Below are 26981 nucleotides of genomic sequence, written 5' to 3' on the forward strand. Positions count from 1 at the left end.
GGTTAGTCGTATTTAAATTCCTCATGCGTCAGGGCATAGGGTTGCCCAAACAGCGCATGTTTCAATACTTTCCAAATGTGCCGGGCATCGGGCGGGCAGCCGGGGATGAAGTAGTCCATCCGTACGATTTCCTGGCAGCCGTAGACCCGGTCGAGGAGTTCCGGCAGGTCCTCATGTTTGGGGATGACGACCTTGCTATCCTCCAGCTCGGTGGTGCGCCCGTAGGCTTCGAGCAGGCATTCCTCTATGGGGATGAAGTTGCGCATGGCAGGCAGTCCGCCCCATATGGCGCATTCCCCTACACCAATGAGCATATCACAGTGCTCCCGGAAAGCTCGCAGTACCTCCACATTTTCGCTGTTACAGCAGCCGCCTTCGATGATACCTACGTCGCAGCGCCGGCTAAATTCCTTAATATCGGTCAGCGGGGATTTATTGAAATCAACGAGCTCAACAACATCCAGCAATTCTTCGTCAATATCTAAGAGAGACATGTGGCAACCGAAGCAACCGGCCAGTGAAGTGGTCGCCACTACTTTTTTGGGTGCTCCGGGCTTGGGCGTTGGCACCTCTATCGCTCCTTCTTCCTTTTCCCAACCTTGCTCTGTTTGATCGTATTTCCGCTCTCCAACGGGCCGGGCCAGGCTTTTACCACGAACCAGAATTGCACCTACGGGGCAAAGGTGCATAGCCTGCAGAGCCTGAGCCTCGGTCAACTCGGTTTCAGCTTTGTAATCGATGGCTACTTCTGTGTCTTTGCCGCGGTTCACAAAAGAAAATACGGCTTTCCCAGCATCGGTACGTACTTCCTCCACACAGCGCCGGCACCGGATGCAACGATTGTGATCAATGACCATCCGCTCCGGCCGGTAATCAATCAGCCGGTTGACGAACAGATGGGGGAATCGGGTAGCGGTCACCCCGAGCCGGTAGCCCAGCCCCTGCAAATCGCAATCGCCGCTTTTTTCGCAGGCCGGACAGAAATGATTGCCTTCTGCAAATAACATTTCCACCATACCCTTGCGCACATCCTCCAGTTCCTTTGTTTGAGTCACCACCTTCATTCCGGGCCTCACCGTAGCCGTGCAGGAAGCAGTAGGTTTGCCATTGACCAGCACCGTACACACCCGGCAAGTGCCCAACGGTGGCTGAATGTGCTCATAATAACAGAGGGATGGGATAAACACGCCTGCTCCGCGTATGGCATCCACCAGGTTTTGTCCTTCCTCAGCCTGAACCTCAATACCGTCAATTTGGATGGAAACAGCCTTTGCCATAATCAGTTGGTTTTAGTGGTTCCTAAGGTTTTATTCACCGTTTCCCGGTAGTCGCTGACCGCCGCCTCCAGGTCAAAGGGTTGGGCGCCCGCCGCACCGTTAGGAGAAAAATACCAGGAAAAGTACCCCGGGAAATGCTCCATTGCCGTAAGCAAGGCATGGGTGGCAGCCCGGCCCAGCCCGCAACGGCTGGTTTGCCGCATGATGTTGCTCCAGTTCTGTATTTCAACGTAGTCATCCGCCCGGCCCAGCCCCTTGGCGAGTTTGTCCAGCTTGCGGGTAAAAATGAAATTCCCAGCCCGGCAGGGGGTACAAACGCCGCAGGATTCTTCAGCAAAGAAGCTCGAAAAGTTTCGGAGGATTTGAAGCAGATCGCGTTGGGTGTTGAATATCGTCACGGCGCCCCCGCACCGCAGGTCGTCCCAGTCGAAGCACGGGTCACCGTAGTTAGGGTCGATGCACTGCCCGGAAGGCCCGCTGATTTGCACGGCCAGCGTAGATTTGGCAACAGCCCAATCCAGGACCTCTGCAAGGCGGGTCCCCCACTCTATTTCGTAAACCCCAGGGCGCTCACAATCGCCGGCGATACTGAGCAGGCGGGTGCCTTTCATCTGAGGCGTGCCCAGGGCAGCGAATCGTTCAGCGCCTATTTCAAGGACACGGGCAGCGGCAGCAAAGGTTTCCACATTATTGACCACGGTGGGCTTTTGGCGGTAACCTCTTTCCACCGGGAAGTAGGTCCGTACCCTGGGTTCGCCCCGCAAGCCTTCCAGCGAATTCATCATGGCGGTCTCTTCGCCACAGACGTATGCCCCGGCCCCCAACGGAATGTGGATATCAAACCGGAAAGGGGATTTAGCAGGGATCTGCGCCCCCAGCCATCCCCGGTCGTAGTACGCTGCTACCGCCGCTTCCAGTTCAGGCAGAAGCCAGCGGTATTCTGCACGCAGGTAAATCCAGCCTTCTGCCGCACCGGTAGCATAAGCGGCATGTATCATCCCTTCAATGACCAGCCCCGGAAGGTACTGTAGCAGCATACGGTCTTTGAAGGTACCGGGCTCCCCTTCGTCGGCATTGCAGAGTATGTATTTCTCGTTGCCCGGCTGTTCCCGGCAAAGGCGCCACTTTTTACCTACCGGGAAGAAGGCACCGCCCATGCCCCTCAGCCCGGAAGCTTCAAGGGTGGAAAGGACCTCCTCCGGGTCAAGCTGCAGCAATGGCTTTAGGGTTTCTCCGGGAACAAAAGGGCGGAGGAGCACTGCCCGGTCCGGCGGCAACTGATACCGCAGATGCTGAGGAATTGGATTGGCGAGTTGTTCAACTGGCACACCGCGCCGCAATTGCCAGACCAGTGCCTTTACCTTTTGGGGTGTCAGATGGGTAAAAGGCTGAAAGTTGATCAGGCAGGCAGGCTCCAGGTCGCTCAGCCCGATGCAGGAAGTTTCGTAAAGCCCGAAAGTACCCGTAGGGTCGGTTTGCCCAATCCGGGCGCCGGTCGCTTCCTCAAAAGCAGAAATAATGGCAGGCATGCCACTATGCATCGCGGTAACGCTGTTGTTGACATAAATGGTATACTGCCCGGCAGGCTGCCGGTGAAAGAAATGATAAAAGGATACGACCCCTTCAATTTCCACTTCAGAAAGCTGATACCGCGCTGCCAGAGTCTTAATGCCCTGATCGCTAATGTGCCGCTTTTCCAGCTGAATGGCCCACAGGTCGTTCAGCAACGTGCGGCGGTCCGGAAGGTCGGTTGCTGGTTTCATAGGCTAGGGTTGGGTCACTGATTAAGTTACCCCTTCCTCAAATACCATGCACTGATTTTGGTCAATACCAGCTGTTTTTTTTCGTCCATCAAAAGCCCTTTATCAGAATGTCTATTCCCGCAAAATTACCCGATAGCCCTGCCCCCGCAAACTATCCACCACCTGTGGCGCCGGCGCATACCCATAAGCCGTCCCCCCCAGAAAGAACATCGTCTCAATCGGGTGAGGTACATTAAAGTAAATCACGGAATCCGCAGGGGACGGTTGCCGCAGGGCTTCCACTTCAATCCGTTTTGCCCACGCTGCTTCGTCTCTATCCAAAGGCTTGAGGCGTTCCAGGCTGTAACGGAGTGGAAGGAGGAGTAAACCTAGTATAAAAACCTGCACCAACCGCCGCCAGCGCCCCAACCGGTATTGGTAAATCTTGAAATGCTGCCAGGCCAGGGCGGTGATCAGGAAAATAGCAGGTGCAGAAATGAGAATGTAAGCGGGCATTTTGGTGGCAGCGAAGGAGAAGAACCCCAGTGGGATCGCTATCCAGACCAGTAGTGCCCACCGGCTGGCATCCGTTCGCTTGCGGATACTAACCCATGCCCACCAAACCAGAGGCAGGTAGATGAATTCGCCAAACAGTATCCGTAGGTTATTGAGGTGGAAATACCAGGGTTGATCGTGCCCTTCGAGCCCTTCAAACAGGTGGAGGTAATTGTAGTATTGCTCCCAGCTGGCTTCTACCGGGAAAGCCTGATGAGTGTAGATCTGCCAGGGGGCCGCCACGACAAATGCGGTACAGGTCATCAGCAGGCCATGCCCAAGCCAGCTTTTCCAGGAATACTGCCGGTAGTGAATCGCCCAAAGTGCCCAGACGGGCAGTATAATAAGCCCGGGAAGCCACTTGGTGAGCACAGCCAGCCCGGTTAACAGGCCTGTAATCAAGGCGAGGCCTATCCGCCTCTGCTGTGCCGTACGCAGTGCCCAGTACGCCCCGAATAGAATCAGCGCAACAAATACAGCGTCGACATGGTCAGCAGCCCGCCGCCCACCAGCCAGCTCTACCAGCATACCGTGTATCGCCCAAAGGAAAGCAGCATCAAAACCAATACGGGCATGGTATAGGCGCTTACCCAGTCCGTACATCGCTCCTATCCCCAGGGTGGTGATCAGCACACTTGGCAGCCGAAGTGCCAGCAAGTGGGTGCCAAAAAGTTTCATGCTGCCACTCATCAGCCACAGCGCAAAGGGTTGCTTATGTAGCCAGATGTGATTGGCGGACCAGTCCTCGGGCGGATAGGGCAAAACGGGGTGGACATACAGCATGGGGCGAAGGGGATGGCTCATCATATTCTTAGCCACCAGTGCATGGAAGCGCTCATCCCAGGGGCTGAGAAACGGGTCATTGGCGCTGAAAAGGCGCAGCAAAAAGCCGCCCAGCACCAGTAGTAAGACAGCGGTTTCGTGCTTTGATTTTGTGTGTAAGCGCCAGGCGTAACCGAAGCAGACAACCGCCCCGAGCAACACGCCCCACCAAATTGGAGAATTGGTCATTCTTTATCTTGAAAGATCGCTGTGTCAAAAGATGGGCTCACCCAGGTCCTGCACATTGCGGTAGATCGCAGAAAGCGGAATGTCAAAGCCTAAACTTGCCAGGCTGATGGATTGATCCAGCCCGATCGCTGTCGTCACCTTCCAGTAGCCGGGCTCCTCCCGGAAAAGGACATCCACAACGGGTTTGTCCTGATCAATTAGAAGGTACTCCTGAAAAGAAGGCAGGGAGCAGTACTTGTGGAATTTATCGCCCCGGTCGTAGCCAACGGTTGATTTTGATAATACTTCCACGATCAAAACCGGATTAACAACGGCATTCGGATCTTCCTCCGCTGCTTGAATTTTACCACAAATCACCATGGCATCGGGGTAAACAAAGGAATGAGCATGGTCTATCCAAAGTCGGGCATCACCATTCAACACCAGGCAACTCGAGCCCTCAAGTTTGTTGTAGAGTGAATTTGTGATATTGGTCCCGATCAGACTGTGATGAATTGAGCCCCCACTCATCGCCTGAATCCGCCCTGCTTCATACTCATGCCGCTCCTCTGCCTGCGCTTCCAGGGCCAGGTAATCCTCAATAGAATAGTATTCGGTTTGCTGCTCTGCCATAAAATTGCTCCATTTATGCCTTTCAAAAATAGTTATATTCCGCCAGCCTTTCAACTCAGTGGCGGCATTCCGGTTTGCCCAGACCAATTGCCCCATACCGGAAAATATGCAACCCTTGTCTTGCGTTCCTAGCAACATGAAAGCAAGATTACTCACCTTCTTTATTTGTTGTACAGCGCTGAGCCTAGGCGCCCAATCTTATGATACCGCGTTTGGCATGCGCCTGGGGACCGACTGGGGACTGACAGTCAAGCAGCGGATTTTCGATAAGACCACCCTTGAGGCTATCCTGCAAACGAGCCTGCAGCGGGAGGAAGCGCTTGTAACGCTCCTCGGTACGCAACACATGCCATTCATTACCAAACGATTGAACATATACGGGGGCGGCGGGCTGCATAAAGGCTGGGACAGCGGGCCGACGAATACGGAAGGCAGCCCATACGAGGATCCTTTTGGGCTGACCCTCATTGGTGGGATCGAATTGTCACTCGGCAAGCTCAACCTGACTTATGATATCAAGCCGGCCATCAATCTCATTGGCGGAGAACGTACGGTTTACACCCAAACCGGTATTTCGCTGCGCTACGTCATTCTGAAGCGCAACTGGCTGAAGAAAAAACAACGGAAAAGACGCCGCCAAAAAGAAGGCATCAACTGGCGGTTCTGGGAAAACTAAACCGAATCTGTTACTGGGGTATGCTGTAGTCCTTGCTAAGGGCTTTTTGCAGGCGCACCTGCTGCCCGTCCAGGTTCAGGCTTACCTCCAGCCCGTCTCCCGTACGCTGAAAGGTCCCGTCTCCCATGGCAGAAGAAAAACGGAAGCCTTGATCGATAAGATCCAGAGTAGCGGAGTCCTGAGGTGCCATGCCAGTCATCAATACATTCAGCTGATTGAGCGGAGGCAAAACGCCATCGAGTACAAAATGCTCTCCAATCAGCGTATCTTCATGCATGCCTACGAACAGGATATGAGAGCCTGTTTCCTGGCTAAGGGTATAAGTCCCCACGAGTTCTTCCCGCGTAGGCGGCAGCTGCAACTCAAACTTCCCGTTTTGGTATACGCCCAGCTGAGTGTAATGGAAGCCTTCATCTTCCTGCATTTCATCCTGCCAGCCCTGATAGTAGACGACGGCATCGCCTTCCCGGATAGCATAGAGGTAATCTCCTGCCCCGGCGTACCAGCCACCCGCGGCAGCTAGCGCGGAGTCTGGAATGCCATAATCTGAAAAAGCAGTAGGTGGGATGCTATCGCAGGCGGCAATATTGGCAATCTTGACTTTTTGCTCCTCAACAAGTGTGTAAACGGCACTTTTGGGAATGTCCGTTTCACTACCAGACTTGGTTTCGCATAGTAATCGGACGCTAAAGTCCTGAGCAGCTTCGTTTTCCGGTGCACACCCAAAGGCCAGCAAGCCAAGAGCAAATAGGAAGGATAGAATAATCGGTCGGCGCATGGATTTTCCGTTTTGATAAAGGTAGTAGTTTTTTCTAAAAAAGTTTTTCACTAATTCCGGAACTATTTTATCTTTGCATCGCTTTGATAAAAAGGAAGTCAAAAAGCGCTTCTGGCAAAGTAAAATGGTGGTTGTAGCTCAGTTGGTTAGAGCGCTGGATTGTGGTTCCAGAGGTCGCCGGTTCAAATCCGGTCTTCCACCCCAATAAGCCTGTCGGTTATCCCGGTGGGCTTTTTTTATGCAACCGCTCCCTGGTTGGTGATGTTTGGAATACAAAAAACCGATATGAGCGCATCCGCAGCAATGCCCTATTTCATTAAGCCTTCTGTCAACCTCGACCGGTCGGCAAAAACGGAAGCCTACGAGCAGGCCCTGATGGCCATTCAGGCTAACCTGGAATGGGAAACGGATGCCACCCTAAAAATGGCTACCATTAACTGTCTGCTTAAGACTTATCTGCCGTATTACTACTGGGTAGGCTTTTACGTTAAAAGCGGTGAGCGCAGGTTGTCGGTTGGGCCGTATCAGGGCACCCTGGGCTGTCTGCACATCAGCTACGACAAAGGGGTCTGTGGAAGAGCGGCCCGGGAGGAAAAAACCCAAATTGTGCCTGATACCCACGCCCTGCAGCAGGGCACCGACCATATTGCCTGCGACCCTAATTCCCGCTCTGAAATCGTAGTGCCAGTTTTTGGGAAAAATGGTGCGCTAATCGCTGTTTTTGATGTAGACAGCACGCTAAACAACTCCTTTGATGAAGTGGATCAAAAATACCTGGAGCGCCTGATGAAGGAAGTATTTTAGTACTTGGTCTTCTTTTTGTATTTCTTGACCTCCCTGACCATTTTGCCAAACTTTTTATCCCTGACTTTTCGCTCCAGTACCGTGGAGGTGAAATGCGCCTGTTCGTTTTCCATTTTGTAAAAGTGCTCCAGCACTTCTTCCTCCAGTTCACCCGAATCCAAAGCGGCTAAGACAGCACAGCCGATTTCTGAGGTATGCGTACAATCTGAAAACTTGCAGGTTTCGGCCAGGGCATAAATCTTTTCGAAGGTATTTTCCAGCCCCCCTTTGCCATCGGTTATGCCCACTTCGCGCATCCCCGGATTATCGATCAGCACAGCGCCGTTGACCAATGGTACCAGCTCCCGGTGGGTGGTAACGTGTTTGCCCCGGTCGATCCCTTCGCTGATGGCTCCGGTTTTCATCCGCTCCATCCCGCTCAGGCTATTGATCAGGGAGGACTTCCCAACGCCGGAAGAACCCAACAGGCAGTAGGTTTTTCCTTTAACAAACAGATTTTTCAGCGCGCCAATTCCAGCTTGTGTTTCATTGCTGACCGCAAAAACCGGGACATCAGCAATACGGGACCTTATTTTTCCGAGCAGACTTTCCTGCTCCGCTTCCGATATCAAATCCACCTTGGTGACCACAATCAGGGGCTGTATTTTCGCAGCATGGCAAAGCGTCAGGTATCGCTCCAACCGGTTGATGCTAAAATCCCGGTTCACTGATTGCACGATGATTCCATAATCAATATTGGTAGCGATGATTTGCTTTTCGCCAAACTTGCCGACCGCCTGCCGCTCCAAAACGGTATGCCGGGGAAAAACCGCATGAATCAGAGCTTTGCCTTCGTCGTATTCGGAGAGGGCCACCCAATCACCCACTGCGGGCAGATCGTTTTTTGATTCAGCCGCGAATCGCAAATTGCCTAATAACTCAGCGTCGTATTCTCCCGCTTCGGTGCTTACCATGTAGCGTTCACGGTGCTCTACCGTCACCCTGCCCACTAAATGGTGGTCAAAGCCATGTTCCTGCCGGTAGCCCTCAAGGGTTTCATTATATCCAAGATCTTCCAGGTTCATTGATCTTCCTGCGTTGTTGATAAAGCGATAACATCCACCTGTTCAAATAAGTGCCCCTGTGGCTGTAATTTATTTCAAGCCTAGCCTACTTTCCTGGGTGGATGGGCTTGCAGGAAATGCACCACTTCTTCCGGCTTGTCCGTCAGGCAAAGCAAATCGTAATATTCCCGGCCCCAGGCCAACTGCCTTAACAGAGGGTAAATCAGCGTTTCAATTTCATACCGCTGCCGGCCTAAAAAGACCATGGGGCTGTAGTAGTTGAAGGTGCCGTAGTGGTTCTGCGTGGCATCCATGAAAATCTCCTGAGTAGTCCCTGCACTGCCGGGCGCACAAATAATACCGTACAGACTGATGGCCAGCAGGGTGTCTTCCCGAATGCTGTTCGAAAAATACTTGGCAATATGGCTGGCGAACAAATTGCTGGGCTCATGCCCATAAAACCAGGTGGGAATGGCAAGGTTTTCTGCGCCGTCCGGATAGTCCTGAAGTACGGCCTGAGCCGCTTCGTGATAGCCGGGATCGGTGTAGTGAGGCGCAGACTTCAGGGTACGCAGGGCTTGTTTTAGGGCCTCCGCTCCATAAGGCGACAAGTATGCGCCAAGATTGGCGGCTTCCATGATGCCCGGCCCGCCCCCGGAAACGACAAAGTAGCCGGCTTTCGCCAAAAGCAGGGCGGTGAGGGCGGTTTTCTCGAAATATGGATCCGTGCGCAGTGTGCTATGCCCGCCCATGATGCCCACACAGCGGCGGTTGGTCATGCCTTCTGCATCAAACTGCAGCAACTGCCGCAGCCCTTCGTCAATGGAATGATCGTGAATGCGCTGCCAGAGGGCTTCGTTGATAGGTGGATTGAGCTTGGAAGCCGAAAAGTGCTCGTAAATATGCAAGTCCGCCTGCTTGCCTTCTACCGGGGCGATGAGCTCCTGCCAGGTGTAAAGTGCCTTTCTGAATGGATTGTAGGGTAAAGGTTGTGCAGGTGGCGGATAGATATGGGCACCGATACGCCGGAGTTGCAGCTCCGTTTCCAAATCCATTGGGCAACCCAGGAAAGCCGTATTGCCGATGCGGCACTGGTCCCAGTCCCGGCTTTGCTCCCGCAAATCGACGCCCTGCACCGTGCAATTTGTTAAATCCGTCCGGCCTTGCAGTGCTGCCCATTCGGTGATCAGGATTTCCTGGGGGTGGTCAAATTTCGTCATAGCGTTGTTGAAGTTGTTGGTGGATAGCATGGATTTGCTGGATTATTGACTGCTGCCCATCGTTCTGAATCAGGTAATCGGCGCGCCGGGCTTTCTCTTCCTCCGGCATTTGTTTGCGCATGCGGGCGCGAACGGCCTCCTCCTCTACCCCATCCCGCTGCATCACCCGCCTGAGGCGCACCTCCTCCGGGGCACTCACCACAATCACCGCATCGAGCGCTTTGAAACTCCCACTTTCGTAAAGCAGGGCGGCCTCTTTTAGCGTGTACGGCACACCGGACTGTTCCTTGTGCCAGCGTTCAGCATCTGCCCCAACTGCCGGGTGGACTGCGGCGTTGAGCTGTTCCAGTAAACCAGCGTCACTGAAGGCTTTTTGAGCAATATGGGCTCGGTTGAGTGCTCCGGATGAATCGTAAGCTTCCGGTCCGAATAAGTCAATGATCCTCGCCTTGAGTTGCTCATCGTTGGCCATCAGCCATTTGGCGCGATCATCGGCGTAGTATACCGGAATGCCCAGGGCTTCGAAGATACGGGCAGCAGTGGTTTTCCCACTTCCGATACATCCGGTAATCCCTATTTTCAGGGGTGGTTTTGGCAATTTGCTTTCCATAGGCGATAAAAATAAGTGCCTGAAGTTTAAAATGCCGCACAATCGGCCTATTTTTAAAATCATGGCGAGAAAAACAACCCTCCTCTTACCGTTTCTACTGCTTGGTGGCGTGCTCCTGGCGCAAGACCTGCACTTTTCGCAGTTCCACAATGCGCCTCAGCAAATCAACCCGGCTTTGGCAGGAGCTTACCGGCCCGACCACCGCTTTGGTTCCAATTACCGGTCGCAGTGGCAGTCCGTGCCGGTGGCTTATGAAACCATTGCAGCCGGCTACAGCCGAAAGGTGCGGTTGCCAAAGCTCCGGAATCATCTGTTTGGGGCGGGGGCGCACTTTTTGTATGATCAGGCTGGGGACGGGCAGCTGAGTTGGGTTCAGGTGGGGCTTTCGCTGGCATACCACTTGCAACTTTCGGAGGAACAAACGCTTTCCGCAGGCATTCAGGGCCGCTTTGGGCAACGGACCCTACAGCCCGGTGCCTTTCAGTTTGGTGATCAGTTTACCGACAACTTCTTCGATCCCACCACGCCTTCCGCTGAGGTGCTGCCCCGCACCGCCGCTGGCTACAGCAGCCTGGGGGCAGGCGTGAACTACCGCTATGCTGATACCCGCAGCCGTACCGAAATTAATGCCGGCCTGGGCAGCGCTCACCTTAATCAGCCTTCTTTGTCCTTTTTGGAAAATGAGGCGGTCCCCCTGCCCATTTTGGTCAACCTTCATGTTACAGGTGTCGTAGAATTGAATGAAACCTGGGACCTTGCAGCCTACCTGCTCGGACAGCGGCAGGGCAGCTACCGGGAAATCGTAGGCCTGGCCGGCGGGCGCTACCACCTGAATGAGTTAACGGGCCTGCCCTTAGCCGTACAATTAAGTGGCGGTTACCGGCTCAGTGATGCCGCTATCGTCCTGCTGGAAGTTTTTTATCGCGACTGGCGGCTCGGACTAAGCTACGATATCAACACCTCCCCTTTCCGGCAGGCTACTAATGGCCGGGGCGGGACGGAGTTGTCCCTGCAATATTTTATCACCGAAGTCAAACCACCCAAAGCCTTCAAAGCCTGCCCGGTCTTTTAGCCCAATCCAATGCCTATGCCTTACCGATTGTTTTTGATTGCCCTGCTTTTCCTTGCCCCTCTGCTGCTTCCCGGACAAACCTTTAAAGCTTTTGTGAAAGCTGGTGATGAGGCCCTGGCCCGGCAGGATTATCAGGCAGCGCTGCAGCATTTCAGTGGTGCCCTTTCCCTGCGCCCGGAGACCCCAGCCGTTAGTCTGAAATACGCACAAGTGGCACTGCGCTTTCATGCCTATCAGCAGGCGGCTGAGCAATTTAAGGAAATACTGGACAGCCCACAGGGCGACCGCTTTCCGCAAGCACTGCTCGGTCTTGGCGAAGTCTATCAGCATACCGCGGACTACGATCAGGCAGTTGGGTACCTGACCGCCTTTCTGAAACGGCCGGGCCTTGCTCCGGAAGACCGCGCAAAAGCCGAACGAATACTACAGCAGTGCCGGTGGGCGCTCCGGCAAACGGCTGATACCCTAACCAAGGTTGCTCATCTGGGCAGAAGCGTGAATACCGATTACTCCGAATTTGCGCCCCTGCTGCACAACGATACCCTTTACTATTCCTCTTTCCGCTACGAACGGGAAGAAGACGACTATGACCCACCGCGCCGCATCACCAAAGTGCTCTATCGCAAGGGGCAAAGCCGGGGCCGCCCACTACGCCGTGGCTTCAATGACGATCAGTTGCATACCGCCCATACGGCCTTTAGCCCTGATGGGAACCGGGTGTACTTTACTGTATGCGATTATGTTAATGCTTCGGAAATCCGGTGTCAGCTGGGCTACCGGGAGCGGGACAGCCGGGGGCGCTGGGAGCGGAAGGTAAACTTTTTGCCAAACACAGTCAATCAAAAGGGGAAGACCGCCACACAACCGAGCCTGGGGCACGACTCCACAGCGCAAACCGAAGTGCTCTTTTTTGTACAGGAAGGTGATGCCGGAGACCTGGAGCTGTTCCGTGCCGATATTGATACCGCTGGTCAGGTGGGAGAACCTTTGCCTTTGTCAGCGCTCAACACTGCTCAAGACGACATTACCCCCTTTTTCCATACGCCTACGCAGACGCTCTACTTCAGCTCAGCCGGGCGGGATAATTTTGGAGGATATGATGTTTTCCGGTCAAGGCGTACGCCCGAAGGTTGGTCGCCCCCTGTGAATCTTGGGCTGCCGGTCAATTCCAGCTACAACGATCTTTACTACAGCCTGAGTGAGGACACGACCCTTGCTTTTCTGGCCAGCAACCGGACCGGTGCCTACTACCTGGATGATGACTTTGAGGCCTGCTGCAATGACCTGTACGCCGTACAATACCTTTTGCCCACACCAGATACCCCGGCACTGACAGAAGTCCCGGACATGCCTGAGCCGATGCGGCCCGGCATCCCTGAGCCAGAACCCGTCCCCAATACGCTGCAGGATTTTCTGCCCCTGGCCCTCTATTTCGACAACGATGAGCCCGACAAACGCACCCGGCGCACCACTACGCAGCGCACTTACGGGGAAACTTATGAAGCCTATGCAGCCCGAAAACCAGAATACCTGGACCGCTTTGCCGATCCGCTGGAGGCTGAGTTGAGGGAAGAAGCGACCTACGCCGTGGAAGCTTTTTTTGAGGAAGAAGCAGAGAAAGGGTTTCTGTTTTTGGGGCGATTTTCGGAAATCCTTTTGCAACGCCTTAAAAGTGGGGATACCGTCGAGATTTTCATGAAAGGCTACACGAGCCCAAGGGCCAAAAAGGACTATAACCTGGCGTTGAGCAAGCGGCGCATCAGCAGTGTGCGCAATTACTTCCGGACCTATGAAGCTGGGGTTTTCCTACCTTACCTCGAAAACGGGCAGCTGATCTTATCGGAGCGCCCCTTTGGCGAAGCAGCCGCTTCCAATACAGTGAGCGATGCACTGGATGATTTGCGCAACAGCATCTACCATCCCGATGCAGCACGGGAACGGCGGGTGGAAATCGTGGAGATTAAAGATTGAAAAAGCTTATTGTGTGGCTACAACGAGGTCGAAGTGGATGTCAATTTCTTCCTCCACTTTGATCAGTCCACCCATAGCGGTAGGTGGGGTAATACCAAAATCCCGCATACAAAGGGTCTTTCTGGATTGAATCCGGAACTTCGCTTTGCCCAGTGCCTTTACCCGTACCGGCAGAGAGATTTGCCGGGAGCGGCCCGCCAGTCTTACAGAGGCCTCAGCCGTCAAATCAGACCATCCTTCGACTGCATTTAAAGCCAGAGGCAGGTGCAATTCCTCGGGCTGAATCACAATTTCCGGATAGGCATCTGCCTTCAGTGCCTCATAGAGGTCATTATTCATAATGCGGTTGCCACAATCCAATGCGCGGACGGGAATCCGCAGGCGCGTGCCTTTAAAAATGTAGTGCCCGTCGCAGTGCTGCTCCAATTCATAGGTAATGGGCTCGAAGTCTTCTTCGCAAACGCAGGAAAAAGGCTTGATATTGGACGTTCCGATGAGCGTCAGTTCAGATTCTTCGAGGATGTAAGCCCGCTCCCGATCGGCATATCCGGAGAGCAGGACAGCAAGCACCAACAGCAGGAAAGTAAAGCGGACAGGGTAACGCATGGCTTTGGGTTTGGGTAAAAAAAGGACTCCCGGCAGGCATGGAGCGCCGGCCGGGAGCCTGTTTTTGCAAGTGCCTCGGGTTTTAAGTCTCTGACACCTAAGTTGAAGTTATTTTGCTGCTAATCGAGGCGGAGGTTCCCGCGCATAGCAGCGCTACGTAAGGGGTTCTCTAACGAAGAGTAGCTGCAAAAGAACGAAACTTGGGGTGTCAAGGATTTAGGGCCCGAGGCACTAGTCTTTCGACTCTACGTTTTTCTTTTCCTTAGAAGCCAACTACTGCTTCGATCATCAGGCCGCTGAAATTGCCATCAGAGAGCAATGAGCCTGGCGCAAAGTCAAGGTATTCCTGGTTCACATACTCTGCTTTCAGCAGGATGTTGTCGATGACGAACCAGCCACCGCCGATTTGGTAGCGGTTAATGGTTACGGAAGCGTCACTGGATACATCCGCATTAACGGTATTGTAACGGCCACCGATGTAGAAGTCCTCATTCTTGCCGAAGCGGTACAGTACATCCGCAGCAACCTGCGTCATATTGCGCTTTTCAGGTTCGAACCAGTTGCGTCCGCTAGACATTTCGTAGGTTCCGAAGAATTCAAATCCGCCGGCTTTGACAAATGCGTTGCCCATAAAGGCCGTCACTTCGTCCATAAAACCAGGGCTGTAGCGGCCGGAGGAGAAGATGCCACGATCGCCAGCGCCTACACCCGGAGGAGACATCACGAGGTAGTAGCGGGAGCCGCCACGGTCACCACTGTAAAGGTGGTTAACCGCTGAGCTTGCAGTGTGGTAGGCAGAACCGGTTACCCGGAGGCGTACGTTATCTGCTACTTGGCTATCGTAGCCAATCTTACCAATGATAGAAGGTGCACGATTGGAGTTTTCGTCTACTTCACTTGTGTTTGGTGCAGTAATGTTACCATTGATCTCACCACCGGTGATTCCCAACATGGCAATCCAACCTTCTTTCTGGTAGTAAACTTCACCACCAATCTCTGTATTGAAGGCATCAACGATGTAGTTGCCTACGAATGGGTTGTACATGGCATTACCGTTGTCCGTACGGCGGAAGTGTGCATCACCGTAGTTGATTTCCATGTGACCGGCACGGATGGTGATGTTTTCCATCAGCTTGTCCGCAAAATCACTGTTGAGGAAGGACAGGTCATCGACTTGGATGAAACCGCCTTTTACCCATGCTTCCGGGTGGTGGCGGGAAGACAGGTAGGTCACCAGGTTCAGGCGAACACCTTTGACCAGTTCCACGTCGATGTTTAGGTTGGCTGTGGCCAAGTTGAAGCCGTTTTCAAGATTGTACAGTTCATTGTCAAACTGACCGTCGCCGTCCACATCCATGAGGGTGTTGCTGTGGTCGAGTGCCTGGAATTGTTGGGCAAAGTTACCACCCAGGCGGACTTTCACGCCTTCGAAATCAAGGCTATCCTTTTTGAGGTATTCGAATTCATTCACACCTTCCTGATCGTAAGGGCGAAGGTTGTCAATCCTGGCTTGCTGAGCCATCAGTGAGGTCACCGCGAGCAGTGCGATGAAGCTAAATAATGCTTTGAATAATTTCATGACGAGTAGGTTTTTAACGTGGTTGTTTTATGTGAATCGCTAACACACGCACCGTTCAGGCAGGGCCGGGCATAACGGTCCCGGTCAGAAGTCCTGTTAGTAAGGGCGCTGTTTTTCGAGAAAATCCAGATGAATCTTTAAGTCTTACCGGTCCAGGCTGGCGTTGCCGTTGGAAGGCACCATATTGACACTATAGTCAATGGTAACTTTTTCACCGGTTTTAATGGAGCCCATGAGTGCAGTGGGAGGTTCCACTCCGTAGTCGGGCATATTGATGTCGTAGCTGCCGGAGAAAACCAGCCCGCCGTTGGCTACCGGCTTCCCGTTGGCTTTGAGGGTGACGGTTTTGGTTTGTCCGGCTACCGTGAGCTTACCGTTTGCAGTGATCAGGTACTTACCGTTAACCCATTTCACATCGGCCGTGCTTACTTTAAAAATGATGTTGGGATATTTCTCTTTTTTGAGGGCATCCCAGGTTTTGCCGTCCATAATCCGGCCTTTGGTACTCACAATACCTTCTGCAGGAACGGTCACCGATAAGTTTCTAATGTTGCCTACCTTCCCATCTGTCCAGTCGATGTAAGCTTCAGCATTTATCTTGGTGATATCCGATGTCCAATCGTGAAGGGTAGATGTACCAGAAACGGTCATCTCAAAATGCGCCACCTCATAGGCCTGCCCGGAAAGTGAAGCCGCAATCAGTAGTGCGAGTAAGTTCAATAGCAGGTTTTTCATATCTCTCTGTTTTTATTGACAGTTCAAAGATATCCTACCTGAGAGGTGGGGATTGGTGACATTCGTCAAAACCCTGTGTGACCTTTATCACTCAGACGTTAAGGGCTTAACAATGCTAAATATGCAAGATGGATTTTCAAGCCTTTTTACGATATTTAAGGAGCATTTTAGTGCGAACCATTTCCAAATCACCACAACAAACCTGACTTTATGAAACATTTTTTGTGGGTTTTCACCCTTTTGCTACTCTCTGACAGCCTTTTGGCACAAGCCCCATCGGGCTACCAAATGCCTCCTAAGGCTATCGCCGATCTTGCCAACGCTCCCCTGCCGCCTGCCCTGCGCATCAACAGCAGCCGGGAGTGGATGATGCTCATTGAGCGCCCCGGCTACCCTTCCATTGAGGAACTGGCACAACCGGAACTGCGTCTGGCGGGCCTGCGCATGAATCCCCGGACCAACGGGAGCAGCCGGAGTTACAGCTACTCCAGCCTTACCCTGAAACATATGGATAGCGGAAGAACCTTCAGCGTTTCCGGATTACCCGGGAATTCTCAAATCGAGAACCTGAGCTGGTCACCCAATGGTAAACGGTTTGCCTTCACCATTACCACTCAGAAAGGCATTGCGCTTTGGGCCGGCACAGTGGCCGGCAAGTCTGCCAGCCCGCTGACCGATTCCAACGTTAATGACGCCATGGGCGGCACGCCTTACGACTGGATTGGCAGTGATCAAATCCTGGTCAAAATGGTGCCCAAAGACCGAGGCGACCGCCCGGAGGAAATCCTGGTGCCCGCCGGGCCGGTCATTCAGGAATCTGCCGGGCAGAAAACCACCCTACGTACCTATCAGGACCTCTTAGAGAATCCCTACGACGAAGAACTATTTGAATACTACACCACTTCCGAGCTGGTAATGCATGATCTGGAAAAAGGCACCTCAAAGCCTTTTGCGAAAGCAGGAATGATAGCCGGTGCCAGCCCCTCGCCTGATGACCAGTATATTATGGTGGAGACCATCCACCGGCCTTTTTCCTATCTGGTGCCCTATTATCGCTTCCCAACCACCACGGAGGTATACGACCTGGACGGAAACCTGGTCAAGCTAATCGATGAGCAGCCTTTGATCGAGCAACTGCCTAAAGGTTTCGGGGCTGTACAGGAAGGCAAGCGCCGCATCAGCTGGCGGGACGATCAGCCAGCAACGCTGTATTGGGTGGAAGCTCAGGATGGTGGCGACCCGCAGCGGGAAGTGGACGTCCGGGACAAACTGTTTTACTGGTCAGCACCTTTTAAAGATGGGGAAGTGAAGGCGGGGCTGGACTTTGAGCTTCGCTTTAGCGGCATCGTTTGGGGTAACGCTTCCACTGCTATTGCCTATGAATACTGGTGGGCGACCCGCAATATTAAAACCAGCCTGTTTACACCGGGAAAACCGGATAGCAAAAAGGTACTGTTTGATCGTTCCTATCAGGACCGCTACAGCGACCCCGGCAGCTTTGAAACGACCTATAATGAGTTTGGCGAACAAGTACTGCTGATGGCAGATGGCGGGCGCACCCTATTCCTCACCGGGCAGGGCGCTTCACCGGAAGGGAACCGGCCTTTTGTCCGCACTTTTGACCTGAAAACACAGGAAACCAGGGAACTCTGGCGCTCGGAAGCCCCCTATTACGAATCCCCTGCTTTCATTTTGGATGCAAAAAAAGGAATGCTCGTGACCCGCCGGGAATCACCGGACGATCCGCCCAACTACTATATCCGCAACTGGAAGACCGGCGACCTTGATGCCATCACGGACTTTCCGCACCCCTACCCGGCCCTGGCAGGTATCGAAAAGGAAGTGGTACAGTACCAACGCAAAGATGGGCTCGACTTGCAGGGCGATCTGTATTTGCCAAAAGGCTACAATCCGGAAACAGATGGCCCGCTGCCTGTGATCATGTGGGCCTACCCCCGGGAATTCAAAAGCAAGGGAGATGCCGGTCAGGTACAAGGCTCGCCTTACGAGTTTGTGCGCCTGTACTGGGGGTCACCTCTCTACTGGCTCACGCAAGGCTATGCGGTATTCGATCAGGTGGCCATGCCTATTGTTGGAGAGGAAGATGAGGAACCCAATGACTACTTCCGGGAGCAGCTGGTTGGCAATGCCGAAGCTGCTATAGATGTGCTGGCAGAGCGGGGCATTGCCGACCGCAACCGCATCGCCGTGGGCGGACACTCCTACGGCGCCTTTATGACGGCTAACCTACTGGCTCACTCAGACCTCTTCGCAGCGGGCATTGCACGCAGCGGGGCTTACAACCGGACCCTGACCCCCTTTGGCTTCCAAAGCGAGGAACGGACGTACTGGGATGCACCGGAGGTCTATTACACCATGTCGCCCTTCATGCACGCCGACAAAGTCAACGAGCCACTCCTGATGATTCATGGAGAGGCAGACAACAACAGTGGGACCTTCCCGCTGCAAAGCGAACGGATGTATCAGGCCATCAACGGCCTGGGCGGCAAGGCCCGGTTGGTCATGCTGCCCCACGAAAGCCATGGCTACCGCGCCAAAGAATCCATCATGCATATGCTGTACGAGCAGGATGCCTGGCTGGAGAAGTATGTGAAAAACCGGAAGGTGAAGCCTTAGAAGATTTGCTGCAAACGGACTCCCGGATCCGTGCTTTTCCGGAAGCCCCTGCTCAACTGCGATGCCGCAGGAGCGAGGGCTTCTTGTTTGCCATTTGGCTTTCTAACAAAATTGTAAGCGCTGCGCTCCAAAACCAAAATGCGCTCCCCAACCTTATTACTTCCAAAAAACAACATGCGGCTTTTTCTATTTATGCTGTTGCTGTTTAGCAGCAGTTACGCTTATGGACAACAAACAACTCAGGACAACATGAAACTGATCTATGTGTACGACGCCCTCTGCGGATGGTGCTACGGCTTTTCTCCGGTCATTACTGAATTCCACCAAAACCATGAGGAGGAGCTGGATTTTGAAGTCCTCTCCGGAGGAATGATAACCGGTAGCCGGATTGGCCCTATCGGCGAGGTGGCCGGTTACATCAGCAAGGCATACAAAGATGTGGAACGCGCCACCGGCGTAACTTTTGGCCAAAGCTTTCTGGAAGATATCCTGGAGGAAGGGTCTGCCGTTTTCACGTCCATTCCGCCTGCGATAGCGCTTACGGTCTTCAAGCAGCATCAGCCCGGGCAGGCCGTTGCCTTTGCAGCCCGCCTTCAAAAAGCCATTTATTATGATGGAATTGAACCGGTTGATTATGAAGCTTACGGGGAGTTGGCTGCTGAATTTGGGCTGGAGCCCAGCTCATTTGTTGCGGAGATGAAACAAAATGAAAACCTGCAGCGCGCACGGGAAGAATTTCGGCGTGCTTCTGGTTTCGGGGTTACGGGCTTCCCTACGGTCCTGCTTCAGCACAACGGGCAAACCACTGTACTCGCCCGGGGCTATATGCCGCTTCCCAGGTTGGAAGCAGCCTATCAGCAAGCGATGGAATAAGCGTTACAAGGCACGACCAGCAGGCATGCCCGAACGGGCATAAGATGCGGCAAAGGGGAAACTGCTCTTGTCAGAAAGCCTTACTGCCGCATCGCCTCCACGGGGTCCATACGGGAAGCCTGTATAGCAGGGATCAGCCCGGAGGCTACACCGACCAGGACGGAAACCACCACGCCCAACACCATATTCCCAAAGGACAGGTACATGTCAAAGTCGATGATGTTGGATAGCATCGTAATGATGGCGTAAATCAGACCCAGCCCCGCCAGCCCGCCGATAAAGCAAAGGACCACGGACTCGATCAGGAATTCCAGCAGGATGACAATGCGTTTGGCGCCCAGTGCTTTTTTGACCCCTATCAGGTTGGTGCGCTCCTTGACGGAAACGAACATGATATTGGCTACACTGACGATGCCCACCAGCATAGCAAACAGCCCAATCACAATACCCACCAGGTTGAGAATGCCGAAGAAGCTATCGAAGACACTGGAAATCATGGACAACTCGTTGAGCGCAAAGTCATCATCTGCACGGGGTGGCAGGCGGTGGTGGGCTCTAAGAATGCCTCTGATTTCGTCCTTCATTTGCTGCATGCTGACGCCTTCTGCTGCTTTGGCATTTACGGAAGTGTCGAAAATCTGACGGGCTTTCAGGTTGGCCAGCCCCCGGGCGTTGTTGTAGGAAACGAGCAGGCAGTCATCAAAGTCGAGTGGATTTAGCAGGGCATCTCCTGATTTTTCAATCACACCGATGACTTCATACTTACGCCCCATCATTTTGATGGTCCGCCCAATCGGGTCAATCTCGCCGAAGAGCTCCTCGGCCACTACTGCCCCTATGACCATTTTATTGCTGCCGTAATGGTATTCGGCCGGAGAAAAGTAACGCCCTTTTTCGAAGTCAATTTGAAACATCTCCACAAACTCCAGGGAGGAGCCAATCAGGACGGCATTTTCAACCGTATTGGACTTAAACCTTACGCTTTTATAGCCAATCACCACATGGAAGGAAGCCAGGTCAACGGTTTTCGCTTTTTCGTTGATCACCTCGTAATCAGAATGGTCCGGGTTGGGGCGTTTGATGTAGTGCCACCAGGCGCCGCTGACATCCGCCCAGGGCCACTTCTTCACGTACACTACATCGCTGCCCAGTTTGTCGAGGCTGCCCCGGATGTTGTCTTCCAGCGAATCCACTGCCGACAGTACACCGATAATGCAAAAGATGCCGATGGAAATGCCCAGCAGGGAGAGGAGGCTCCGCAGGCGGTTGGAATAGAGCTGTTGCCAGGCTTGGGCAATGGCTTCGTAGATGATGCGCAGTACAATCATGGTAGTGGCTTATCCTTTTATGGCGATGGCTTTTTTGTCAAAGGGGTTCAGCGCAACGCCTTCCACCTCTGCTTCGGCTTCCACGCGGAACTCAGAACCCACCGCATTAATGGCTTTGGCGGCTTTCGCTAAACCGCTAAACAACAAATTGCGCTTGCCAAAATCATCGATGCCCGAGCGGACAAGTTCAAAGGGCAGCTCAAACGGCAATTCGCGCACCTCACCGGGCAGCACTTCCAGCCGGTGGTCCAGCTGTACCTGCCCCAACTCGTATTCATCCACCAGCTTTTCCTTGCCACGCCCGCGGCTGTACCGCTCAATGAGGATGATACGGATGCGGCGGACAACCTGTGGGTTTAAGGATTGCAGGCGAACACGCCCCTGAAGCACACGGTCAGTCCCTTCCAATGTTTCAGGAAGGACCAGCTCCAGTTTGACGCCTTCAATACCCAACCATTTTTTGACTCGTCCGATCATGGTGTATTGCAAATCTGTTGTTTCGCATCAGCCAAGGTAGACTACCCCAGTCAAAGCGCCATGCTTTTTCTATCAAGGCAGGTGGAAATTATACCAATCGCGCGTGCCAGCTTTCACTCAGCGGCTTTAGCCAGCCTGCATCGAAAGCCGCCTTTGATTCAACCAGGGTATCAAAAACCAGGGTATGGTCATTGATTTGCCCTTCGGCATACCGGCGGGCAAACTCCTCCCGGCTGACGGTGTGCACGGCATCGCCATCCTGATAACTGAAGTACATGCGGTCGAATAAATCCACCCCGTATTCCGCCTGCAGCTTCTTCAGAAAATGTACGGAGGAATCAATGGAGCAGCCACTGGCATCGGCCTGGCTTTCATCCACCATAAGGATCACAAACCGGTCGTGCAGCACATCGGCATCCGCTTTCAGCTGACGGTTGTGGCTCACCCATTGGCGGGCAAAGGCTTGCAGGTTCGATCTGATCTCCGGCACCGCGTCCGCCGGAAATGGCTTATTGGCCTGGTATACCCAGAGGCGGGTGGTATTGGAAAGGGTATCGGGAAGTGTCATTTTGCTTCAATTTTACCTCAAACATAATTAATGTGCGTCAATAATTAGGTATACAACTGAGGTGGGGCAGTTGGTTCAATTTTTGTGTTTATCGAGCGCATCACAATTTAACTATTTTCCCCACCCCCAGCACCTGCCCACACTGCACCACCCGCCAAACATATACCCCGCCAGCCTGCCCGACCAGCTCCACGCCATTTACCCCCGCCCGCAACGGCTGACGGTGTACCCGCCGGCCCACCGCATCGTATACCTCCACCCAGGCATTCACCGGCAGCCAGCCGGGGCGCAGGGAGAGGCTGAAGCGCTCCTGGAAAGGATTGGGGAAAGCGGTGGCTGATGCTTCTGCTTGTTCTTCCTCTGCCGTGCTATTAGGCATAGTGAATTCCAGCTCCTTGCACTGTGTGCCGCTGCCATTGGCGTTGCTCACCGTGAGGCAGACCTCATAAGTGCCGTAGCCGGGGAAGGTATGCTGGGGCAGGGTATCCGTGCTCGTGCTGCCGTCACCGAAGTCCCACAGCCAGTCGGTTGGCTCGTAGTCGCTCAGGTCATAGAACTGTACTTGAAAAGGCTCCAGCGTATCCTGCTCGTAGCGCCAGCGGGCCAGCGGAATATTGTCGATGCCGAGCGTGTCGCAGGGGCTGCCGTCTATGGGGCCCAGGCGGTAATTGGGCTGGTTTGGGATGGAGAAGGCATTGAAGGTGGGCAGCTCGATGCCGTGCTGCTCGATGCGGCAGTCCGGGCAGTCGGCATCTGGGTTGTGGATGACGTGCAGGCTGGTCACGCCGTTGTTGGAAGCGATATAGATTTTGCCGTCGGGGGCTAGCTGACCCTGGAAAAATGTGGTGGGCAGAGGATCTAAGTGCCCATCGTAGTCGGCTACCAAAGTACGGGTGGCTTCGATGTCTTCTGCCAAGAGGTCGTATTGGTATAAATCTAGGGATGCCATAATGTAAAGATATCGCGAATTTTTTGATATTGTTGCACCGCCACCTGTGCCCTCTTTTTCGTAGTTACCTTGCCGAAAATTACTAAGCAGGCCTGTGCAGCGGTCGAAGTCGTAGATCGTTACATAGTCACCTGCTGTACTGCTAATACCGTTATAGCGAACATGCTTGGTGCCATCGGGAGAAAACAAGGCCTGACCAAGACCGGTAGGAACGGCCTCCCCTACTTCCTGAATCCCTATCAGTTCGATACCCGCAGGTGTAAGGAAATAACGGTAGTAACGATTGGAGTTGAAAGCGGGCAGGATGACCCACCAGTCGCGTCCGTTGGCGTGGCGGCAAGCACTGAGCTTGCCTACGTCTAAAGTGCCGTTTAAAAGTAGTTCTTTTCTTAATGTTACTGCTCCCTTGCCTTCAGCAGCGGTTTTGTCTATCTCTGAATAAAAAAGGTTTTCGCCTACGACCTTTAATACCCCCTCCACTTCGATCAAATCAACTTCGGTGTTGAGTAACACCAATTTGTCAGCATTTCCAGGAAGTGGAAGGACTAAGCCTGACTGAGGAAATGCCCACCCAAGATCCAACTCTTCCTGATACCATTCATCTCCTCCTTGCATAATTTCATGGTTACTGCTATATACCCCCTCACCATTAAACGTACAAAATAATTTCCCTGAATCACTACTATAGCCAACATTATTTGCATCAAAGAGCATGCTCCCTTCTTCTTCATTTGACTCAATATGCAGTGTTTCATCCTTGAAAGAAAGTATAGAAAGTCCAAAGGAATCATTAACCGGGGTTCCCGGTCCACCACCATAGCCCAAAACCCAATTATAATCGTGCAGTTGAGCGGATATCGTAGTCGTGGGAAGCTGTATACATACTACTATAATAACCAAAATGTTATATAACCAGCTGTTTCCTAAAGTGACTGAGCCTTGTTGTTTTTCTGCCATGAGCACGATCTGTGCTTTTAGGGTAAAAAGATAAACCAAGGCACTGCAAAAAACAGTGCCTTGGCTAAAAAGAGCATTACTGCTTGATCAATTCAATGGTAGAAGAGCTGCCATCCTTTAACTGCAAAGCCAAAAAGTATAAACCTTTTGTATAGTTTTCTAGACTCAACTCGAACATGCGCGCTCCTTCGTCTAGCGGATGCTGAGCCATTAACTGCCCCATGGCACTGTATACCTGAAGCTGTCTAGCATCAGCTGCCCACTGTAAGGTTATTTGCGCTTGGGCTGGATTAGGGAATACCTTTAAATCAGCAACCTGCTCAGAGCGGATTGTAGTGTTGCCTGGCTGAGCGATTAGCTGTTTTACACTGCAAAGCAGGCTGTCATTGTAGCTGGTAGATTGGTAGGCAGACAGCACAGCACGGGCGTGTTGCACTCCGGGGCCACCAATATCAGGGCATTGGTTGGCGATGCCCTTTAGCGTATCCAACTGTAAGCTATCCAATTCCCAATCCCCTTGAGCTACATTGAAGAGCAGTAATTGATAGACCTGTAATTCCAAATCAGCAGCAAGGAGTATATCTGAAGCGCCTTGCCCGTAGGCAGTGAGGTCCATTGCATTCGAAACAGACGCTTCCTGCCACTGTAGTGCCCACGCCCGGCGGGTAGCCATTGTGACACCCAGTAGGGAGTCAAGGTCACGGAACGCTTCGAATAATGCAGCGGAGTCGATGGCTGTGGTTGCATTGTGCAAGTCTTCATACACCCCATTCAAATCTGCGTACAACATCGTTACACTATCTTGATTGGCAAACCAAGCTTCCTGTTCGGCCAAGGTGAGGGCAAACATGCTGTTGTGCCCCCGCTCCAAGCTATCTAAAGTCTCCAATGTCTGTCCGGTCTGATCATTGTAGAAGGTATCCAACTCGAGGTGTTCAGTGAGTAAACTTGGGTTTTCATTTATTTTTTGGTACAGGCTGCGCTTCAGCCGCCAATCCATGACCGGCTCACTTTCAAACGCGCCCGTCATTAATAGCGAGTCCAGGCGTGTTTTTTCTTCTTCTCCTACGTATAAGCTACACCCTTCATCTATGGCGCAACTGTCGGCTGCTTGGCCCGAGAACGGCTGAAACCACTGTATCGTAGAATTAGGTACATCAATACTGTTAGGATATAATATACTTCCTTGTGAACCTTGTACCCGATAACGAGAAAGGAATACAAACGTCTCCGTTCCCAAATGCCGAGCCGAGGCATCACTATAAGTCCCCAGCCACTGATTACCTGGATGCTCTTGCACCCCTATGGCTGTACTGGATTCACAAAGCAGCCCAATATCATGCGTATTCAGCTCATTCTGCCGGATGCTGCCGGGGCTATTGCCTCTGAAGCGCAGTCCGACTGTATGGCCGTCAGTGCTGTTGCAGCAATAGACTCCCTGGGGATGATTGATCGCCGTTATGCCCCGGCTATTTGCTTGTCCCGGAGTAATGGCATAATCAATAGTATTGGCAAAGATGACATTGCTTTCGCCTTCTTCCACGAAAATGCCAGAGGGGCCGCCTCGGGTCATGAGGATTTGCGTACCAACGTGGTCAATATCGTTTTCCTCCACAAAACAAAGACGGCTGCGGTCAAGAGCGTAAGAGCGTAAGAGCGTCATAATATGAAGTTTTAGGTTGTAAACAGGAGCGTTATTGAGATATCAAAGGGTCGACAATGCTAAATTACATTGTTTTAAGAACGATTGCAAATCTTTAACACCTACCTACAGGGCAATTGCAAAGTAGGCGGTAAAGAACGAAACTAGGGGTGTCAAGGATTTATGGCTTGAGGTGCTATTATACAGTTGGTTCATTTTCGTACCTTGAGAAAAAAGCATGAACGAAAAAATCAAAGCGCTCAGCGCTCCGGTTGGTACCACCCTTGACCGCTGGATTGACCTCAATCAGGATCAGTTCCCCTATGCTACCGGCGAGCTCTCCCGTCTCCTTCGGGATATCGGCCTGGCAGCGAAAATTCTGGGCCGGGAAATCAACCGGGCGGGCCTGGGCGACATTACCGGCATGGCGGGCTCCGAAAATGTGCAGGGCGAGGATCAAAAAATGCTGGATATCGTCGGGCACATCCGATTTGTGCGGGCACTGAAGATGGGTGGGCAGGTTTGCTGTATCGTCTCCGAGGAAAAGGAAGAACTGGTACTAACCGGAAAGAATGATGCCAAATACGTCATCGCGATGGACCCGTTGGATGGTTCTTCCAATATCGAGGTGAATGTCCCGATTGGGACCGTCTTTGGTATTTACCGACGGAAGACAGAGATCGGCACTCCTCCAGAGGTGGCTAAAGATGCCCTGCAAAAGGGCGTGGAGCAAATTGCCGGAGGCTATGTGCTGTTCGGTTCGAGCACGATGCTGGTGTACACCACCGGATATGGGGTCAACGGTTTCACCTACGATCCCTCTCTGGGTGAATTCTACCTGTCTCATCCGAAGATGCGCTTTCCGGCTGAAGGCAATATTTACTCGATCAACGAGAGCCACTACTTCAAATACGGGGAAGCAGTGCAGCACTACCTCAACCACTGCAAGCGCGAAGGCTATACCGCCCGCTACATTGGCTCCCTGGTTGCAGACTTCCATCGCAGCCTGATTAAAGGGGGCATCTACCTCTACCCTGCTACGCCCGGTGTGTACCCGGATGGCAAGCTTCGGCTGCTTTATGAGTGCAATCCGCTGGCGTTCATCGCTGAACAGGCTGGCGGGCTCGCCTACGGTAACGGACAGCGCATTATGGAGATCGCTCCGGTAAATATGCATCAACGTGTTCCGCTAATCATTGGCTCGGAGCGGATGGTGGAGGAGGCGATGCGTTTTTTAAAGTGAGGTTGTGTTAGGTGGT

General features: G+C 52.9%; 23 protein-coding genes and 1 tRNA gene. 8 read left to right on the forward strand and 16 right to left on the reverse strand.

Features of this window, described 5'->3' with window-relative positions; all coding sequences use genetic code 11:
- Window positions 1-2: 2 nt before the first annotated feature.
- The 4 genes from IX84_RS32645 to IX84_RS24445 all read right to left on the reverse strand — a co-directional run bounded on the left by IX84_RS32645 (window position 3) and on the right by IX84_RS24445 (window position 5197).
- Window positions 3-1277 carry an NADH-quinone oxidoreductase subunit B family protein gene (locus IX84_RS32645; RefSeq protein WP_081968924.1) on the reverse strand — a complete coding sequence of 425 codons (1275 nt, stop codon included), beginning with the start codon at window positions 1275-1277 and terminating at the stop codon, window positions 3-5.
- Window positions 1278-1279: 2 nt separating this feature from the next.
- Window positions 1280-3040, reverse strand: coding sequence for an NAD(P)H-dependent oxidoreductase subunit E (locus IX84_RS24435; protein ID WP_044227057.1), 1761 nt, complete (start codon window positions 3038-3040; stop codon window positions 1280-1282).
- Between the two features lie 111 nt (window positions 3041-3151).
- Entirely contained in the window at window positions 3152-4585 is a 1434-nt protein-coding gene (locus tag IX84_RS24440) for an ArnT family glycosyltransferase (protein WP_044227060.1), read from the reverse strand.
- 24 nt (window positions 4586-4609) lie between these two features.
- Complete coding sequence (locus IX84_RS24445; protein ID WP_044227315.1) at window positions 4610-5197, reverse strand: Uma2 family endonuclease; 588 nt, start codon at window positions 5195-5197, stop codon at window positions 4610-4612.
- Between the two features lie 136 nt (window positions 5198-5333).
- Between IX84_RS24445 and IX84_RS24450 the strand changes: the two genes are divergently transcribed.
- Window positions 5334-5873, forward strand: a complete 540-nt coding sequence (locus IX84_RS24450; protein ID WP_044227063.1) for a hypothetical protein — start codon at window positions 5334-5336, stop codon at window positions 5871-5873.
- Between the two features lie 10 nt (window positions 5874-5883).
- On the opposite strand, the gene IX84_RS24455 is transcribed toward IX84_RS24450, so the two are convergent.
- Window positions 5884-6651 carry a hypothetical protein gene (locus IX84_RS24455; RefSeq protein WP_044227066.1) on the reverse strand — a complete coding sequence of 256 codons (768 nt, stop codon included), beginning with the start codon at window positions 6649-6651 and terminating at the stop codon, window positions 5884-5886.
- A 127-nt stretch (window positions 6652-6778) separates the two neighbouring features.
- Between IX84_RS24455 and IX84_RS24460 the strand changes: the two genes are divergently transcribed.
- Both IX84_RS24460 and IX84_RS24465 read left to right on the forward strand, forming a co-directional pair.
- Window positions 6779-6855 (forward strand) — tRNA-His (locus IX84_RS24460).
- 81 nt (window positions 6856-6936) lie between these two features.
- Window positions 6937-7455 (forward strand): GAF domain-containing protein, encoded by a 519-nt coding sequence (locus IX84_RS24465; RefSeq protein ID WP_044227319.1) that lies wholly within the window; start codon window positions 6937-6939, stop codon window positions 7453-7455.
- Here the strand turns inward: IX84_RS24465 and rsgA are convergent.
- The 3 genes from rsgA to coaE all read right to left on the reverse strand — a co-directional run bounded on the left by rsgA (window position 7452) and on the right by coaE (window position 10328).
- On the reverse strand, window positions 7452-8519 hold the full coding sequence (gene rsgA, locus IX84_RS24470) for a ribosome small subunit-dependent GTPase A (RefSeq protein WP_044227069.1): 1068 nt from the start codon (window positions 8517-8519) through the stop codon (window positions 7452-7454). The two genes, IX84_RS24465 and rsgA, sit on opposite strands and share 4 nt — an antisense overlap.
- Before the next feature lie 80 nt (window positions 8520-8599).
- On the reverse strand, window positions 8600-9748 hold the full coding sequence (locus IX84_RS24475) for an LOG family protein (protein ID WP_238578334.1): 1149 nt from the start codon (window positions 9746-9748) through the stop codon (window positions 8600-8602).
- Window positions 9705-10328 (reverse strand): dephospho-CoA kinase, encoded by a 624-nt coding sequence (gene coaE, locus IX84_RS24480; RefSeq protein ID WP_044227072.1) that lies wholly within the window; start codon window positions 10326-10328, stop codon window positions 9705-9707. Before coaE ends, IX84_RS24475 begins: the two co-directional genes overlap by 44 nt.
- A gap of 61 nt (window positions 10329-10389) precedes the next feature.
- On the opposite strand from coaE, the gene IX84_RS24485 reads away from it, so the two are divergent.
- Entirely contained in the window at window positions 10390-11400 is a 1011-nt protein-coding gene (locus IX84_RS24485) for a PorP/SprF family type IX secretion system membrane protein (protein WP_160213915.1), read from the forward strand.
- A 15-nt stretch (window positions 11401-11415) separates the two neighbouring features.
- Window positions 11416-13371, forward strand: a complete 1956-nt coding sequence (locus IX84_RS24490) for a tetratricopeptide repeat protein (RefSeq protein ID WP_160213917.1) — start codon at window positions 11416-11418, stop codon at window positions 13369-13371.
- A 6-nt stretch (window positions 13372-13377) separates the two neighbouring features.
- Here IX84_RS24490 and IX84_RS31490 read toward each other — a convergent pair whose 3' ends face one another.
- From IX84_RS31490 to IX84_RS24505, 3 genes are all read right to left on the reverse strand, one after another.
- Window positions 13378-13977: a YceI family protein gene (locus IX84_RS31490; protein ID WP_052516362.1), complete on the reverse strand. Its 600-nt coding sequence runs from the start codon at window positions 13975-13977 to the stop codon at window positions 13378-13380.
- A 262-nt stretch (window positions 13978-14239) separates the two neighbouring features.
- Complete coding sequence (locus tag IX84_RS24500; protein WP_044227082.1) at window positions 14240-15556, reverse strand: hypothetical protein; 1317 nt, start codon at window positions 15554-15556, stop codon at window positions 14240-14242.
- A 144-nt stretch (window positions 15557-15700) separates the two neighbouring features.
- Window positions 15701-16291 (reverse strand): YceI family protein, encoded by a 591-nt coding sequence (locus tag IX84_RS24505; protein ID WP_044227085.1) that lies wholly within the window; start codon window positions 16289-16291, stop codon window positions 15701-15703.
- Between the two features lie 210 nt (window positions 16292-16501).
- Here IX84_RS24505 and IX84_RS24510 point away from each other — a divergent pair, with 210 nt between their 5' ends.
- Both IX84_RS24510 and IX84_RS24520 read left to right on the forward strand, forming a co-directional pair.
- Entirely contained in the window at window positions 16502-18928 is a 2427-nt protein-coding gene (locus tag IX84_RS24510) for an alpha/beta hydrolase family protein (RefSeq protein WP_044227088.1), read from the forward strand.
- Window positions 18929-19102: 174 nt separating this feature from the next.
- On the forward strand, window positions 19103-19801 hold the full coding sequence (locus IX84_RS24520; RefSeq protein WP_052516363.1) for a DsbA family protein: 699 nt from the start codon (window positions 19103-19105) through the stop codon (window positions 19799-19801).
- 80 nt (window positions 19802-19881) lie between these two features.
- Here the strand turns inward: IX84_RS24520 and IX84_RS24525 are convergent, their stop codons facing one another.
- From IX84_RS24525 to IX84_RS32650, 5 genes are all read right to left on the reverse strand, one after another.
- Window positions 19882-21129 carry an ABC transporter permease gene (locus IX84_RS24525; protein ID WP_044227092.1) on the reverse strand — a complete coding sequence of 416 codons (1248 nt, stop codon included), beginning with the start codon at window positions 21127-21129 and terminating at the stop codon, window positions 19882-19884.
- A gap of 9 nt (window positions 21130-21138) precedes the next feature.
- Window positions 21139-21606, reverse strand: a complete 468-nt coding sequence (locus IX84_RS24530) for a sporulation protein (protein ID WP_044227095.1) — start codon at window positions 21604-21606, stop codon at window positions 21139-21141.
- Between the two features lie 88 nt (window positions 21607-21694).
- Window positions 21695-22174, reverse strand: coding sequence for a hypothetical protein (locus IX84_RS24535; RefSeq protein ID WP_044227098.1), 480 nt, complete (start codon window positions 22172-22174; stop codon window positions 21695-21697).
- Between the two features lie 100 nt (window positions 22175-22274).
- Window positions 22275-23738, reverse strand: coding sequence for a PKD domain-containing protein (locus IX84_RS34210; RefSeq protein ID WP_160213919.1), 1464 nt, complete (start codon window positions 23736-23738; stop codon window positions 22275-22277).
- A gap of 418 nt (window positions 23739-24156) precedes the next feature.
- Complete coding sequence (locus IX84_RS32650) at window positions 24157-25743, reverse strand: T9SS type A sorting domain-containing protein (protein ID WP_081968927.1); 1587 nt, start codon at window positions 25741-25743, stop codon at window positions 24157-24159.
- 217 nt (window positions 25744-25960) lie between these two features.
- Here IX84_RS32650 and fbp point away from each other — a divergent pair, with 217 nt between their 5' ends.
- Window positions 25961-26965, forward strand: coding sequence for a class 1 fructose-bisphosphatase (fbp, locus tag IX84_RS24555; RefSeq protein ID WP_044227111.1), 1005 nt, complete (start codon window positions 25961-25963; stop codon window positions 26963-26965).
- Window positions 26966-26981: the final 16 nt, after the last annotated feature.

Source organism: Phaeodactylibacter xiamenensis (assembly GCF_000759025.1).
Taxonomy (GTDB): domain Bacteria; phylum Bacteroidota; class Bacteroidia; order Chitinophagales; family Saprospiraceae; genus Phaeodactylibacter; species Phaeodactylibacter xiamenensis.

Excerpts from the sequence above, each read along its gene's own strand:
- rsgA (WP_044227069.1), bottom strand. The coding sequence starts at position 8,519 with ATGAACCTGGAAGATCTTGGATATAATGAAACCCTTGAGGGCTACCGG.
- IX84_RS24510 (WP_044227088.1), top strand. The coding sequence starts at position 16,502 with ATGAAACATTTTTTGTGGGTTTTCACCCTTTTGCTACTCTCTGACAGC.
- IX84_RS34210 (WP_160213919.1), bottom strand. The coding sequence starts at position 23,738 with ATGCAAGGAGGAGATGAATGGTATCAGGAAGAGTTGGATCTTGGGTGG.
- IX84_RS24465 (WP_044227319.1), top strand. The coding sequence starts at position 6,937 with ATGAGCGCATCCGCAGCAATGCCCTATTTCATTAAGCCTTCTGTCAAC.
- IX84_RS32645 (WP_081968924.1), bottom strand. The coding sequence starts at position 1,277 with ATGGCAAAGGCTGTTTCCATCCAAATTGACGGTATTGAGGTTCAGGCT.
- IX84_RS24435 (WP_044227057.1), bottom strand. The coding sequence starts at position 3,040 with ATGAAACCAGCAACCGACCTTCCGGACCGCCGCACGTTGCTGAACGAC.
- IX84_RS24455 (WP_044227066.1), bottom strand. The coding sequence starts at position 6,651 with ATGCGCCGACCGATTATTCTATCCTTCCTATTTGCTCTTGGCTTGCTG.
- IX84_RS32650 (WP_081968927.1), bottom strand. The coding sequence starts at position 25,743 with ATGACGCTCTTACGCTCTTACGCTCTTGACCGCAGCCGTCTTTGTTTT.
- IX84_RS24485 (WP_160213915.1), top strand. The coding sequence starts at position 10,390 with ATGGCGAGAAAAACAACCCTCCTCTTACCGTTTCTACTGCTTGGTGGC.
- coaE (WP_044227072.1), bottom strand. The coding sequence starts at position 10,328 with ATGGAAAGCAAATTGCCAAAACCACCCCTGAAAATAGGGATTACCGGA.
- IX84_RS24530 (WP_044227095.1), bottom strand. The coding sequence starts at position 21,606 with ATGATCGGACGAGTCAAAAAATGGTTGGGTATTGAAGGCGTCAAACTG.
- IX84_RS24445 (WP_044227315.1), bottom strand. The coding sequence starts at position 5,197 with ATGGCAGAGCAGCAAACCGAATACTATTCTATTGAGGATTACCTGGCC.
- IX84_RS31490 (WP_052516362.1), bottom strand. The coding sequence starts at position 13,977 with ATGCGTTACCCTGTCCGCTTTACTTTCCTGCTGTTGGTGCTTGCTGTC.
- IX84_RS24505 (WP_044227085.1), bottom strand. The coding sequence starts at position 16,291 with ATGAAAAACCTGCTATTGAACTTACTCGCACTACTGATTGCGGCTTCA.
- IX84_RS24475 (WP_238578334.1), bottom strand. The coding sequence starts at position 9,748 with ATGCTATCCACCAACAACTTCAACAACGCTATGACGAAATTTGACCAC.
- IX84_RS24500 (WP_044227082.1), bottom strand. The coding sequence starts at position 15,556 with ATGAAATTATTCAAAGCATTATTTAGCTTCATCGCACTGCTCGCGGTG.
- IX84_RS24440 (WP_044227060.1), bottom strand. The coding sequence starts at position 4,585 with ATGACCAATTCTCCAATTTGGTGGGGCGTGTTGCTCGGGGCGGTTGTC.
- IX84_RS24535 (WP_044227098.1), bottom strand. The coding sequence starts at position 22,174 with ATGACACTTCCCGATACCCTTTCCAATACCACCCGCCTCTGGGTATAC.
- IX84_RS24490 (WP_160213917.1), top strand. The coding sequence starts at position 11,416 with ATGCCTTACCGATTGTTTTTGATTGCCCTGCTTTTCCTTGCCCCTCTG.
- fbp (WP_044227111.1), top strand. The coding sequence starts at position 25,961 with ATGAACGAAAAAATCAAAGCGCTCAGCGCTCCGGTTGGTACCACCCTT.
- IX84_RS24520 (WP_052516363.1), top strand. The coding sequence starts at position 19,103 with ATGCGGCTTTTTCTATTTATGCTGTTGCTGTTTAGCAGCAGTTACGCT.
- IX84_RS24525 (WP_044227092.1), bottom strand. The coding sequence starts at position 21,129 with ATGATTGTACTGCGCATCATCTACGAAGCCATTGCCCAAGCCTGGCAA.
- IX84_RS24450 (WP_044227063.1), top strand. The coding sequence starts at position 5,334 with ATGAAAGCAAGATTACTCACCTTCTTTATTTGTTGTACAGCGCTGAGC.